The sequence below is a fragment of the Archangium lansingense genome (assembly GCF_026626635.1).
Taxonomy (GTDB): Bacteria; Myxococcota; Myxococcia; order Myxococcales; family Myxococcaceae; genus Archangium; species Archangium lansingense.
On sequence record NZ_JAPNKA010000001.1, the window covers coordinates 1,323,692 to 1,337,957 of the forward strand.

A 14,266-nucleotide genomic window follows, 5' to 3' on the forward strand; every position below is an offset into this window, starting at 1 on the left:
CCAGAGGGAGAGGGGATATGAGTTCACGGGAGCGCCTCGACGAGGCGGAAGCGCACAGCGGGGCGCCTTCCGGGCAGTCTCTCTTCCAGGGACTCGGTGAGCACGCGCTCCATGCGCAGCGCGTCGTCGTGCACCAGCCGCTTCAGCTCCGCCAGGTGCGTCAGTCCCTCCAGCACCGCGTCCACGTCCACGCCGAAGTCGATGAGGCACGCCACCTCGTCCACGCCGCTCGTCATGAGCCGGTCCACCATGGGCAGGCATGAGGTGACGGTGCCGATCAGCGCTCCCGTGCGGTAGTAGCGTTCGAAGGCATACGAGGCCAGGTAGTCCAGCCACTGGGGCTGGTTGATGTCCACCTGCAGCTCCAGACTCTTCACCAGTGTCTGCATGAGCGCCACGTGCGCGCGCAGGTAGCTGGTGAGCGGACCCCGCACTTTGTCGAGCACCTCGTCCGCGTCCCGTCCCACGAAGGCGTGCATCATCAACGAGGTGATGTGCTCCTCGCGCCGGTGCCCGGCTCGCGTCAGGGCCGCTCCGTAGAGGCCGAGCTTCTCCAGCGCCTCGTCCAGTGACTGGCCGATGACCGACGTCAGCACGTGGTAGCCCAGCGTCCCCGTCTTCTCGAAGAGGCCCGGGTCCGTGGAGCACGTCACCCAGAGAGGCAGCTTCGGCTGCACGGGGCGGGGGAAGACCCGCAGCTGCACCTCGTTGCCGGCGCCGTCCTTCGCGGGGATGGCCTCTCCCAGCCACAGTCGCTCCACCTGCTCGAGCCGCTCGAAGAGGATGTCGCGTTTGCGGGCGAAGTTCTCCGGCGCGAGGGCGAAATCGTTGGGCACCCAGCCGGACACCACCGAGAGCCCCGCGCGGCCCCGGGAGAGGTTGTCCACGATGGACCATTCCTCCACCACTCGGAAGGGACTCTGCAGCGGCAGCACCACGCTCCCGGCGCGCAGCTGGATGTTCTCGGTGACGGAGGACAGCGCGGCGGCGAGCACCGACGGGTTGGGATAGAGGCCGCCATGTGGATGGAAGTGCCGCTCGGGCGTCCAGATGGCGCGGAAGCCGTGGCGGTCCGCGAACTTCCCCGCCTCCATCAGCAGGCGGTACTTGTCCGAGGCTCCGTCGTCCTCGTCCGCGAAGAAGAAGAGGCTGAAGTCCAGCTTGCGCGTCTGGCGGCTCACCGGGACGACGTGTGCCACCAGCTCCGAGCCCTCGGCCCGCACCGCCACCTCGCGAACGGCAGGGTGCTGCGCCAGCAAGGTCTGGAGCTCCGCCACCTCCACGCGCGCTCCCGCGGTGATGACGGGCTCTCTCTTCTCGGACTCCAACTCACGCAGGAGCGAGGACAGGTCCTGGTCCGGTTGCGTGGCCAGTGTCTCCAGCAGCGCGCCCAGCCGGCCCACGAGGTGGATGGCCTTCAGCGCCGAGAAGCGCCGCGGGTCGTGGTGGAGGCGCAACGTCAGCCGCTCGCCGGAGAGTGCCTCGACGGTGAGCGGGAAGGGCAGGGGCAGAACCCGTGGATGCAGCGAGCGCAGGCCGAGGCTCCGGCCGAGCTCCTCCAGCGTGTTCTCCTCGGGCGACTCCCAGGTGGTGACGGCGCTCTGGAAGAGGGGCGCGTCCTCCGGCAGCCCGAGCCAACTGCGCACCTGGGCCAGCGAGACGGACGGGTCACGTTGCCGCCCGGTGAGCTCCGCCTGCTGTCCGCGCAGCCAGCGCAGAGTATTGCCATCCGCGGGCACGGCGACGCGCCAGGGGCGCACATGGGCGAAGCGGCCGAGCATGGACTCCCCGCGTGGCAGCGAGGTGGGGCGGCCCGGCACGAGCACCCCAAAGAGTACGTCCCCGCCGGATGCGTAGGGGCGCAGCAGCAGCGCCCACGCCGACTGGACGAGCGTGGCCAGGCTCAGCTTGTTGCGGCGCAGGAACAGCTGCACGGCACCGCTGGCCGCGGGCGTGAGCACGAGCTGCTGCACCTGGTGCGTGGGCGTGCCCTCTGCCGCTCCCGCCGCCGGAGACTCGGGCAGCAGAGTGGGCTGGGCTTCGCGCAGCACGTGTCGGAAATGATTCTCCAACTCGCCCATGCCCTGCTGCTCGAGCCAGGCGAGATACTCCCGGTAGGGCCGGGGCTTCTCTGGAGCCTCCGTCCCCACCGTCTTCTCCCGCATGGCCTGGAAGAGCCGGAGCAGCTCCTCCAGGCACAGGTGCGCGGACCGTGCGTCCAGCACCAGCGGGTGGTAGCCGAACACGAGCGTGCCCGACTCCGGAGCGGTGCGCAGCAGCGTCAGGCGGGCGAGCGGCGCGGCGGTGAGGTTCATCCCCCGCCGCCGGTCCTCCTCCAGCCATGCGGCGAGCTGCTCCGCCCGCTCCGGTTCCGCGACATGGGGCAGCTCCACGCGCTCGAGGACGGCGGACACCTTCTCCCGCACCACCTGCATCGGCTCGGCGAGCCCCTGGGTGAAGAAGGCGGTGCGCAGCACGGTGTGCCGATGCACCAGCTCCTTCAGGGCCTGCTCCAGGGCGCCCTCGTCCAGCGGGCCCCGGAAGCTCCAGCACAAGTGCTCCAGCCGCGTCTCCAGGGCGGGCTGGCGCCAGGTGAGGAGCTCACGCTGGGGTGGGGAGAGTTTGTACGCGTCCTCGACGTTCTTCATGGAGTGTCTCGTGAGGGCTTACTCACCCGAGAGTCGCGTCGTCCCGAGCGCCGGGTCGTTGGCGATCTCCTTCTCCGCGAAGACGATGGGGCGCCACTGCTTCTGGGAGAAGCGCTGGAGCTGGTTGCGGTACAGGTTCGACTCCGGGTCGGCGCTCTGGCCGTAGGTGAGGAACGCCCGGGCGCGGGGACCGTTCTCGGTGTACTCCAGCGCCATCAGGAAGCTCGTCCCCGTGTTGACGACGTAGCCGTCGACGGACAGCCGGGTCTCATTGTCGAGCGACGCGCCCCGCGGAGTGCTCGGCTCCAGCGAGGAGTTGATGCTGTTGTCGTAGGTGCAGATGTTGGTCACCCCGTCCACGTCGATGCCACCGTGCACCGGGATGCGCTCGGTGCCACGCAGGGCGTACTGGGCCTGGCCCAGCGGGGTGGACACATCGAGGCCCGCCTCCTTCAGCTTCAGCACGGCCGCGGCCAGCTTGTCGGCCAGCGGATCCGTCCCCGACTCAGGGGCCGGCTTCAGGGTGCTGGGCGTGGTGAGCGGCTGTGCCGGCGAGAAGGGCGTGGCGAGCAGCGTGCCCGCGTTGTAGAGGGCCCCGGAGCCGTACGCGCTCAGGAGCTGGCGCCACAGGATGGCGCCGACGCTGTCCGTGTCGTAGCGCCCATTCCAGGCCGCCAGCACGTTGCACGCCGGCTTCACATCCACCGTCTGCCCGCTGGCAGTACCCGTGGTGAGAGACGCGCAGCGCGTCACCACGTCCGCGAGCAGCATCTCGGCGGTGGAGCTGCGGTTGGAGAGGATGGCGTCCTGCAGCTCATTCAAGGTGAAGCGGCTGTCCGCGCCCGAGGCCGTGCCCGCGCCCGTCTCGGAGAGAATCTTCGCGTTCATGCGCGTGCGCAGCGAGCGGGGCGTACCCTCCTGGCCCTGGAGCGGCGAGAAGCCCGTCAGCGGCTCCGCCGGGTTGGCCAGCCAGTGGCTGTCGTTGGCGTTGAAGACGAAGTCCCGCCGCAGCAGCTTCGGGGCGCGGGTGAAGGGAATCAGGCCCGGGCTGCGCGAGCCCGTCTCCACCACCCACTCGTCACGCGAGGTGCTGCCGTCCAGCAGCACGATGCTCGAGCGCAGCAGCTGCGCCTGCGGCGAGTCCGGGTTGGCCAGCGCCTGACCCCAGGCCTGGAGCGTCTCCTGGCTCAGGTTGGGCGTGGCCGCCGCATCCGCGTACCAGGCATTGCCCTGCTTGTCCGTGGCCATCGTGTGCACCCAGGGGATGCCGCCCACGTTGGCGAAGACCTGCTGGAACTCCTCCATGCTGTTGGCCTGGCTCATCCCCAGGAACTGGGCGATGAGGGACTCGTTGTCGATGTTGGCGTCGCGGTAGGTGATGGTGAACTGCGTGTTCCAGCCGATGCCCGGCAGCGCGAGGATGGGGCCGTAGTGGCTGCTGTAGTAGGTGCGCGACACGTCGGCGAGCGTGCCGTCCGCCTGCAGCACCTGCACGGTGATGGGCAGCGCCGTCATGTCCCGCACCTGACCGTCATAGACATAGGAGGTGGGCTTGCCGGGCACGAGCGGCAGCATGTACGCGGTGAAGCGCGAGCTGGCGGACACGGTGTGCGTCCACGCCACGTTCTCGTTGAAGCCGATCAACACGCCGGGCACGCCGAGGATGCCCACGCCGTACACGTTGAGCTTGCCGGGCACGGTGAGGTGGCTCTCCCACAGCCGGAACTCACCCTCCCAGGGGAAGTGCGGGTTGGACACCAGCATGCCGCGCCCAAGGTTGGTGCGGTTGGCACCCAGGGCCCAGCCGTTGCTGCCCATGGTCGTGGTGTTTACCTCGCGCACCAGCGGCAGGCTCTTGGGCTGGATGCTCGGGGGAGCGCCGGGAGGCTGCGCCGCGGCAATGGCGCCGATCAGGCGATCTCCGCTGAGCAGCAACCCCAGCGAGCGGTGGTAGGCCGCCAGGTCCACCTCGGTGATGGGCTTGACCCACTCCTCTCCCGCGCAGGGCAGCCGCTGGGCGAGCGGCAGCGAGAGGAAGTGGTTGAAGCCGGCCACATAGCCGGAGATGAGCTCGCGCACGTCCTCTTTCTCGCGCGGCCAGGACTCCTGCGCGCGCCGGGTCAGCTCCAGCGCCCGGTACGCGAAGTCCGTGGCCACGTTGACGCCGTTGGGGCCCGCGCCCAGGTAGCGGGCGCGCTCGCCGCGCACCTTGATGATCTGATCCAACAGGGTGCAGGCGTTGTCCTGAGCGAAGGCATAGCCCTGGCCGTAGCCCGCCGAGCCGAGGTCGTCGGCGGTGATGTGGGGCACGCCGAAGGCGGTGCGGCGCACGGTGGCCTCGTAGCGGGCCCCGTTGGTGGAGGGGTCGTCCGTCTCACCGCAACCGGTGGCGGAGAGCGCGAGGGCCAGGAGGGTGGTGCCCAGGAAGCGGCGGGAGTGTAGGGATTCGAGTGGGGTCATGTTCAGGGGATAGGGGTGGAGTACAGCGGACGACTACGACAACTCATGCACCCAGCGTTGGGAGCGATAGCGCCAAGAGAAGGCCGCCAGCTTGAGCAACTCCTCGCAGGCCTTGCCTACGAGGACGCCCAGGAAGCCCCAGCCGAGCGGGACGCCGAGAGCATATGCGCAGGCGATGCCCACCAGCATGAGGAGCTCGCATGCAAGATGGAAACGTACATCCCCACCACCCCGTAGCACCCCATTGGCCAGCACCATGTTGAGGGCTTTCACGGGTTGGAGGAGCGCCAGCACCATCAGTCCTATTGACGCCAGCGCGAGTGTCCCGGGCTCCAATCGCGGGTAGAGCGTGCCGAGCAGCAGCGTGCCCGCGGCTACCGCGGCCCCCGTCACCACCGACACGCCGAGCGCCAGCCGCAGACATTCGGCGGCGACCTCGTGCGCCTTCGCCCCATCCCGGCGCCCCAGCTCCTGGCCCACCAGCGTCAGGCAGGCCATGCCGAAGCCGAAGGACACCATGAGGCACAGCGTCTCCAACTGGCCGATGGCGCTGGCCGCGGCGAGCTCGGCGGTGCCCAGCGCCGCGAAGACTTTTGTGTAGCCCAGCAACCCCAGCATCCACACGCCTTGGCCCGCCGCCATGGGCAGCGCCAGCGCAACGAGCTGCCGCAGCGGAGTCAGCTCCAGCCGCCACAGGTGCTCCACGCGCACGCGCAACGCATGACGGCGCGACAGCAACCGCTGGCACACCAGCACGAAGCCCAGGCCCCGCGCGACGACGGTGGCCACGCCCGCTCCCGCCAGCCCCATTTCTGGCAGCACCCACCAGCCGAAGATGAGCGCGTAGTTGAGCACGCTGTTCGTCACCAGTGACACCGCGCCGATGAGCGCCGGGCTCCTCGCCTCTCCCCGCGAGCGCAGCACCTGGTTGCCCACCTCCGTCAGGGCCATGAAGGGCAGGCTCCAGGCCACCAGCCGGATGAAGAGCACGCCCCGCTCCACCACGGCCGGCTCGGCCCCGAGCGCCCTCATCAGCGGCCCCGCCCCCAGCCCCATGCCCGCGGCAAGGGTCACCGCCACCAGCAGTGCCAGCCAGAGCACCTGCACCGACAGGATTGAGAAGGACTCCTCGTCCCCCGCGCCCGCGTACCGCGCCAGCCGAATGGCCGCGCCGCTGCCCAGCGCCGCCAGCACCACGAACGCGAGCCCGAAGAGCTGCCCTGTGAGCCCAGCGGCCACGAAGCTCGGCTCGCCCAGGCTGGCCACGAAGAGCTGATCCACCAGCATGACGAGTTGGAAGAGCACCACCTCCAGGCTCGCGGGCAGGGCGAAGCGGAGGATCTCCCCACGCTTCGAGCGCGCCCCGCTGGCTGGTGTCTCCTGCGCGTGTTCCACCGTGCCGGTGCTCATGGCAGCAGCCGCTCCAGCTCCTCGAAGTAGCTCCGCGCCAGGGCTTCCACCGTGTCACGGCGGTGTACCTGCTCGCTGTAGATCCACTCCACGTGCAGCGCCTCGTGGGCGATTTGCGCGTTCACCATGAGCAGGTGGCGCCGGACCACGCTCAGGCTGTAGCCGATGCCAGCGCTCTCCCGCGCGGGACGCACGCCCGGAGGCAGGGCAGTGGTTGCTCCCGTGAAGTGGCCTCGGTAGTTGAAGAGGAGCTGGGGCTGCGGCAGCGCCTTCAGGGCCTCCATCAGAGATGGCTCGCCGCTCAGGTAGCGCAGCAGCCCATGGCCCAGGCCTCGCTGGGGAATCGCTCGCAGCCGTTGCTGGGTGTTTCGCAGGGACTCGGCCGGCGCCAGGCCCTGGCCCGCGTCCAACACCACTGGGAAGAGGAAGTTGAGCCAGCCCACGGTGCACGAGACGTCCAGGTCCTCGACGATGTCGCGCCCGTGGTCGTGCAGGTCCACCAGTGAGCGCGCATGCCCCGTCCAGCGCGCCAGCGTCCGAGCCAGAGCGGTGAGCAGCAGGTCGGTCATCTGGACTCCTCGCTCCACGGAGGCCGCACGCAGGAGCGCCTGGGTCCGAGGCACATCGAGCGACACGGTGAGCCGCCGCGCCGAGGCTCCCGTGTGCTGACCGCCGGGGATGTCCACCGGCAGCGCGAGAGTGTGGCGGCGCTCCTCGTCCAGCCAGTAGGGCGCTTCACGCCGCACCGCTTCCGTGCGCGCCAGCTCCTCCAGCTTGCGCGCGTAGGCTCGCAACGAGGTGGTTCGCGCGGGCAGTTGCACGGACTGGCCCGTACGCAGTTGCTGGTAGGCGGTGAGCAGCTCCTTCCACAGCACCTCGAGCGAGTAGCCGTCGCACACGGTGTGGTGCACGAGCAGCAGCAGGCGGCGGAGGCGGGCAGGCCCAGTGTCGAAGAGCGCCAGCCGCATGAGCGGGCCCTCTGTCAGGTCCAGGCTGCGCTGCAACTCGTTGGCCTTCGCCTCGATGGCGGTGGACAGGTCTGCATCCGAGGTGGAGGCGAGGTCCACCTGGACGAAGCAGCCCGCGTGCGCCTCTATCGTAGCCAGGTGCTGTCGCCACCCGGAGGACTCGCGCATGGAGCGCACTCGCAGCGCATCGTGCCGGGCTACCAGGAGCCGGACCGCCTGGGCCAGCAACTCCGCGTCGAGTGGCTCGTCCACCTCGAAGAAGGCCGAGGAGGTCCAGATGTGGCGCTCTGGATCATCCGTCGCGAAGGAGATGTGCTGGTTGGGCGTGAGGGGCAGTGGACCCTCGGGCTCCAGTGGCTCGTCCCCTCGCTGCTGGAGCGTGCCCACCGCGGCCGCCAGTCCGGCGACCGTCTGGAATTGGAGCAGCTGGCGGATGGTGAGGTCCAGTCCCGCCTGCCGAGCCAGGCTCACCACGCGAAGTCCCAGGAGCGAGTCGCCACCGAGCGAGAAGAAGTTGTCGTGCACCCCTACTGGGTCTACGTGCAGCACCTGCGCCCAGAGGGTGGCCAGTGTTTGCTCTGTTTCGTTGCGCGGCGCGACGTACAGGCCTCTCTGCAGGTGCGTCCCATCCGGCGCGGGCAGCGCCTTGCGGTCCACCTTGCCGCTCGGCGTGAGGGGGAGGGATTGGAGGCTCACCAGCGCATTGGGCACCATGTACTCGGGCAGGCGCTGGTGCAGGAAGGCCCGCAGCTCCGTGAGCTCCAAGCTGGGAACCGTGGCACCCTCACCCCGTCCCTCTCCCGGGGGGAGAGGGGAAGTGGGGGGAGTGGGGGGCTTGGTTGAGATGGGGACCACGTAGGCCACCAGCCGCTTGTCGCCGGGGCTGTCTTCGCGTGCCAGGACCACCGCCTGTTGCACCGCCTCGTGCCGCTCCAGCGCGGATTCGATCTCCCCCAGCTCGATGCGCAGGCCGCGCACCTTCACCTGGAAGTCGTTGCGGCCCAGGTACTCGAGCTCTCCATCCGGTAGCCACCGCGCCACGTCCCCCGTGCGGTACAGGCGCGCTCCTGGCTCGTCGCTGAAGGGGTCCGGAATGAAGCGCTCGGCGGTCAGCTCGGGACGGGCAAGGTAGCCCCGCCCCACCTGCACTCCACCGATATACAGCTCGCCGGACACCCCCACCGGCACCGGTCGCAGGTGCACATCCAACACGCGGATGGACGTGTTCGCCACCGGGCGGCCGATGGGCACCGAGCGCTTGCCGTCCGTCGGTTCGCACTCGTGGAAGGTGACGTCTACTGCCGCCTCGGTGGGCCCGTAGAGGTTGTGCAGCCCGGCTCCAGGCAGCCGCTGGAGGCAACGCGCCTCGAGCTCCTTCGGGAGTGCCTCGCCGCTGCACACCACGCGCCGCAGCGGCGTGCACCGGCCCACTTCCGGCTCCTCCAGGAAGGCCTGGAGCATGGACGGGACGAAGTGCAGCGTCGTTACCTTCTCATCGGTGATGGTTCGCACCAGCCAGGCCGGATCCTGGTGGCCTCCGGGCCTCGCCACCACCAGCCGCGCGCCCGCCATCAGCGGCCAGAAGAACTCCCAGACGGACACGTCGAAGCTGAAGGGCGTCTTCTGCAACACCGTGTCCCAGGGCTCCAGGCCATAGGCGTCCTGCATCCACAGCAGGCGGTTGCACACCGCGCGGTGGGTGTTCATGGCTCCCTTGGGCCGGCCCGTGCTGCCCGAAGTGAAGATGACGTAGGCGAGGTTGTCGGGCGTGGCCAGCGGCGCGGGAGGTTGCACCGAGTGCCGGGCCACTTCGTCCCACCCCGAGTCCACGCACACGACACGGGCCGCGTTGGCGGGCAGTGCTGGTAGCAACCGCTCTTGGACGAGCAGCACGGCAGGGCGCGAGTCCTCGAACATCCAGCTCAGGCGCTCGGGGGGAAAGGTCGGGTCGAGCGGTACGTAAGCTCCGCCCGCCTTGAGCGTGCCCAGCAGGGCCACCACCAGCTCCAGGGAGCGTTCCAGGCACACGCCCACGCGCACCTCGGGGCCCACGCCGAGGCCGCGTAGATGGTGCGCGAGCTGATTGGCTCGGGCATCCAGCTCCCGGTACGTCAGGGAGCTGTCCTCGAAGCGCAGCGCTACCGCCTCGGGCGTGTGTCGGGTCTGTGCCTCGATGAGCGTGTGGATGAGGGCGTCCGCGGGGTAGCTGGCACGGGCGCCGTTCCACTCGACGAGCACCTGCCGGCGCTCGGTCGCGGTGAGCAAGGGCAGGGCCGACACGGGCGCGTCGGGCTGGGTAGTCAGGGTCTCCACCAGCACCTGGAGGTGGCTCGCCAGGCGCTCCACGGTGGTGCGCTCGAAGAGGTTGGTGTTGTAGACGAACGAGCCGCGCAGGCCGTCCGGAGCTTCGGAGAGGTAGAGCTCCAGGTCGTACTTGGACGAAACGCTCTCGATGGGGAGCGTGTGGAGGGTGAGTCCGGGCAGGCGCAGCTCGCTGGCCGGTGCGTTCTGGAGGGCGAAGAGCACCTGGACGATGGGCGTGCGGCTGAGGTCTCGCGGAGGGTGCAGCTCCTCCACCAGCTTCTCGAAGGGCAGATGCTGGTGCTCGAAGGCGGAGAGGGTGGAGGTGCGCACCTGGGCCAGCAGCGAGCGGAAGGACTCGTGCCCGCGCACCCGGGTGCGCATCGCCAGTGTGTTGACGAAGAATCCGATGAGGGGCTCGGTCTCTCCCTGGGTGCGGTTGGCGATGGGGGTGCCGACGAGGACATCCTCCTGGCCCGAGTGGCGTGAGAGTAGGAGTTGGAAGGTGGCGAGCAGGCCCATGAAGGGCGTGGCGCCTTCGCGCTGGCAGAGCGCCCGCAGCGGCTCCGTCAGCGCCGGAGGCAAGTGCACGGGCAGCGAGGCACCCTGGGAGGACTGCACGGGCGGGCGAGGTCTGTCGGTGGGCAGCTCCAGGGCATGGGGTGCGCCGGCCAGGTGCTTCTTCCACCACTCCACCTGCTCCTGGAGCGGCTCGCCCTTCAGCCACTGTCGCTGCCAGACGGCGTAGTCAGCGTATTGGACGGGCAGGGCCGGGAGCCGGGGCTCGTGTCCGGCGCGGAGGGCCTCGTAGAGGGCGGCCACCTCGCGCACCAGCACTCCAATGGACCAGCCATCCGAGACGATGTGGTGCTGCGTGACGAGCAGCAGGTGCTCCCGCTCGCCGAGGCGCAGCAGCGTGGTGCGCAGCAGCGGCCCGGTGGTGAGGTCGAAGGGGCGCAGCGCTTCCTGCTCGGCCAGACGCAGGGCTTCGGCGTGGCGGTTGCCCTCGGGCAGCGCCGAGAGGTCCACCACGGGCAGCTCCCAGCGGGAGGCGGGGTGGATGACCTGGAGTGTGTCTCCCTGGTTCGGGGAGAAGGTCGTGCGCAGCGACTCGTGGCGGCGCACCAGGTGCTCGAAGGAGAGGCGCAGGGCCTCGGCGTCCAGCTCGCCCTCGAGGCGCAGGGCCGCGGGCAGGTTGTAGGCCGCGCTCGTGGGGTGCAGTTCGTGGAGGAACCACAGGCGCTGTTGCGCGAAGGAGAGCGGCTGCGGGCCGTTGCGGGGCGCGGGCCGCAGTGGCGGTGTGCTGGAGCCGGAGGCGGCTCGGATGCGTGTGGCGAGCGCCGAGAGGGTGGGGGCCTCGAAGACGGCTCGCAGGGGGAGCTCCACGCCGAAGGTGGCGCGGATGCGCGAGGCCACCTGCGTGGCCAGCAGGGAGTGGCCTCCGAGCTCGAAGAAGTGGTCCTCGGCGCCCACCTTCTCCACGCCCAGGAGTTTGGACCAGAGCTCGGCGAGCTTGCGCTCCACGTCGTCACCCGGCGCGATGTACGGGCGCCTTGCGAGGTTCGCTCCCTCCGGCGCCGGCAGGGCCTTCCGGTCCACCTTGCCACTGGTGTTGAGCGGCAGGGTCTCCATCGGGACGAATGCCGTAGGCACCAGGTACTCGGGCAGCTTGCGCTGCAGGAAGGCGCGTAGGTCGGCGAGATTCAACCCGGGGGACGAGATACCCTCACCCCGTCCCTCTCCCGGAGGGAGAGGGGATATTGGCACCACGTAGGCCACCAGTTGCTTGTCCCCGGGTTTGTCCTCGCGGGCGAGCACCACGCTCTGGCGCACGGATGGGTGTTGGGCGAGGACTGCTTCGATCTCCCCTGGCTCGATGCGGAAGCCTCGCACCTTCACCTGGAAGTCGACGCGGCCGAGGAACTCGAGCTGGCCATCTGCTCGCCAGCGCACCTGATCGCCGGTGCGGTACATGCGAGTGCCGGACGGGCCGAAGGGATCGGGCAGGAAGCGCTCGGCGGTGAGCTCGGGGCGGTTGAGGTAGCCGCGCGCGACGCCAAGGCCTCCCACGTACAGCTCTCCCGGAACGCCCGTGGGAACGGGCCGCAGCGAGCCGTCCAGCACGTACGCCCGCGTGTTGGCGAGGGGCCGTCCGATGGGTGGTGGTTGCCCGTTCGTGCTGCACTCGGTGAGGGTGGCGCAGACAGTGGTCTCGGTGGGCCCGTAAGCGTTGATGAAGCGGCGAGAGCCAGTGGCCCAGCGTGCCACGACTTCGGGTGGGCAGGTCTCACCCGCGGAGATGACGGTGGTCAGCGAGCCGAGCTCCCCGGCGGGCAGCATCGCCAGCACGGTGGGCGGCAGGGTGGCGGTGGTGATGGCCTGCTGCTTCAGCAGCTCCACCAGTGAGGGCCCGGGGAGGAGTGAGTCTCTCGGTGCCAGGCTCAGCGTAGCGCCAGCGAGGAGGGTGACGAAGACCTCGGAGACGGTGGCGTCGAAGGCGGGGGAGGCGAACTGAAGAACGCGGCTGTCCGCGTGGACACCGAAGGCGCGGGCCTGGGCGAAGGCGAGGTTGGGCACGCCACGGTGGGGCACCATGACGCCCTTGGGAGTGCCCGTGGAGCCCGAGGTGAAGATGACGTAGGCGAGGTTGTCGGGCGTGGCCAGCGGCGCGGGTGCTTGCGACGGGTGCCGGGCTACTTCTTCCCATCCCGAGTCGAGGCACAGGGCTGGCACCGGGGAGGACGGCAGCCGGGCCTGGAGCGATTGCTGCGTCAGCACGACGCGAGGCGCCGCGTCCCGCAGCAGTAAGGCCACGCGCTCTTGGGGGACGGAGGGATCGATGGGGACGTAGGCACCGCCGGCCTTGAGCACGCCGAGCATGGCCACCACCAGCTCCGGGGAGCGCTCCAGGTAGAGGGCGGCGAGCACCTCGGGGCCGATGCCGAGCGAGCGCAGGTGCCAGGCGAGCTGGTTGGCGCGGGAGTCCAGCTCTCGGTAGGTGAGGCGCGTGCCCTCATAGGTGAGGGCCACCGCCTCGGGCGTGCGGTGCACCTGCTCCTCGAAGAGGGGCATGAGGCAGGCTCCACTCGGAGCATTGTCCCGCACGCCGCTCCACTCAGCCAGCAATCGGCGCTCTTCCTCGGGTGCGAGCAGGGACAGCTCCCCGAGCCGCCGCTCCGGCGTCTCCACCAGCGCGCATAGCAGGGTGCCAAAGTGCTCCAACATCCGTCGGATGGAGACCGCGTCGAAACGCTCGGAGTCGTAGAGGCATTGCACCTCCAACTCCACGTCCGGCAGCACGACGACGGTGAGCGGATAGCCGGTACGGCCCTCGGTGCGGGTGAAGCCCTCCACGGGCAGCCGCCCCGTCATCTCCGCGGGCAGGCCGCGCCGGGGCAGGTTCTCCACCACGACGAGGCTATGGAAGAGCGGCTGTCCGCGCGGCACCTCGGAGCACCCCTGCACCTCCACCAGCGACAGATACTCGAATCGGCGTGCGTCGAGCTGCTCCGCCTGCAACTGCTTGAGCCAGGGCAGCACCTGCGACTGGGAGGGAAGCTTCACCCGGCTCACCAGCGTGTTGATGAAGGTGCCCAGCATGGTGTCCACGCCGGGGAGCGCGGGCGGACGGCCCGACACCACCGTGCCGAAGGCGACGTCCACATTCCCGCTGTAGTGGCCCAGCAGCAGCGCCCACGCGCCCTGAATGAGGGTGCTCAGCGTGAGCTGGTGCTGCCGAGTGAGCGCCGACAGCTTCATTCCGAGCGATTCGGGCAGCCGCAGCGTCTCCCCACCGTAGCGCTCCGCTCCCGGTGTCGTTCGCGTGGAGGCGCGCTCTACTCGCAGTGGCGTGGGCTCGGTGAATCCTCGCAGCGCCTGCTTCCAGTAACGCTCGGCTTCTGCCCTGTCTTGCTTGGCGAGCCACGCGATGTAGTCGCGGTACAGGCGCGCGGGCTCCAGCTTCGCCTCGCTTCTGCGCAGCGCGGCGTCGTAGTGGAGGAACGCCTCGCGCAGGCACAGGGGCACCGACCAACCATCCATCACCAGGTGGTGGTAGGTGAGGAGGCAGCGGTACTGCTCGGAGGTCACGCGCACCACGCACAGGCGCACCAGTGGAGCGGCCGAGAGGTTGAAGCCCTGGAGCTGATCCTTCTCCAGCAGCTCCGTGAAGCGCGTTTCCTGCTCGGAGGTGGGCACGTCGCGCCAGTCCAACTCCTGGCACCCCAGCTCGACCTTGCGGCGCACGGCTTGGAGCGGCTCGGGCATGCCCTCCCAGAAGAAGGCCGTGCGCAGGGCTGTGTTGCGCTCCACCGTTTTCTGCCAGGCGCGGCGCAACTGCTCCGTGTCCAGCGGCCCTCTCCACATCCAGTACACCTGCTCGACGTAGGTGCCCGTGCCCGGCGACTGCAGGACATGGAAGAGCATGCCCTGCTGCATGGGGGAGAGGCGGTAGATGTCTTCGACGTTCTTCATGGACAT

Annotated in this window: 4 protein-coding genes; all 4 read right to left on the bottom strand. The window is 69.6% G+C overall.

The features are described from left to right. Window positions 1–23: 23 nt before the first annotated feature. From OV287_RS05405 to OV287_RS05420, 4 genes are read right to left on the bottom strand one after another with little or no spacing between them, the layout of a single operon-like run. The gene (locus OV287_RS05405) at window positions 24–2,648 is read right to left on the bottom strand and encodes a MupA/Atu3671 family FMN-dependent luciferase-like monooxygenase (protein WP_267532902.1); all 2,625 of its coding nucleotides are present in this window, start codon (window positions 2,646–2,648) and stop codon (window positions 24–26) included. An 18-nt stretch (window positions 2,649–2,666) separates the two neighbouring features. Next, window positions 2,667–5,108, bottom strand: coding sequence for an acylase (locus OV287_RS05410; RefSeq protein WP_267532903.1), 2,442 nt, complete (start codon window positions 5,106–5,108; stop codon window positions 2,667–2,669). A gap of 33 nt (window positions 5,109–5,141) precedes the next feature. Further along, a complete protein-coding gene (locus OV287_RS05415; protein WP_267532904.1) occupies window positions 5,142–6,518 on the bottom strand; it encodes an MATE family efflux transporter in 1,377 nt (458 codons plus the stop codon). After that, complete coding sequence (locus OV287_RS05420) at window positions 6,515–14,266, bottom strand: non-ribosomal peptide synthetase (RefSeq protein ID WP_267532905.1); 7,752 nt, start codon at window positions 14,264–14,266, stop codon at window positions 6,515–6,517. The genes OV287_RS05415 and OV287_RS05420 overlap by 4 nt, the downstream gene beginning before the upstream one ends.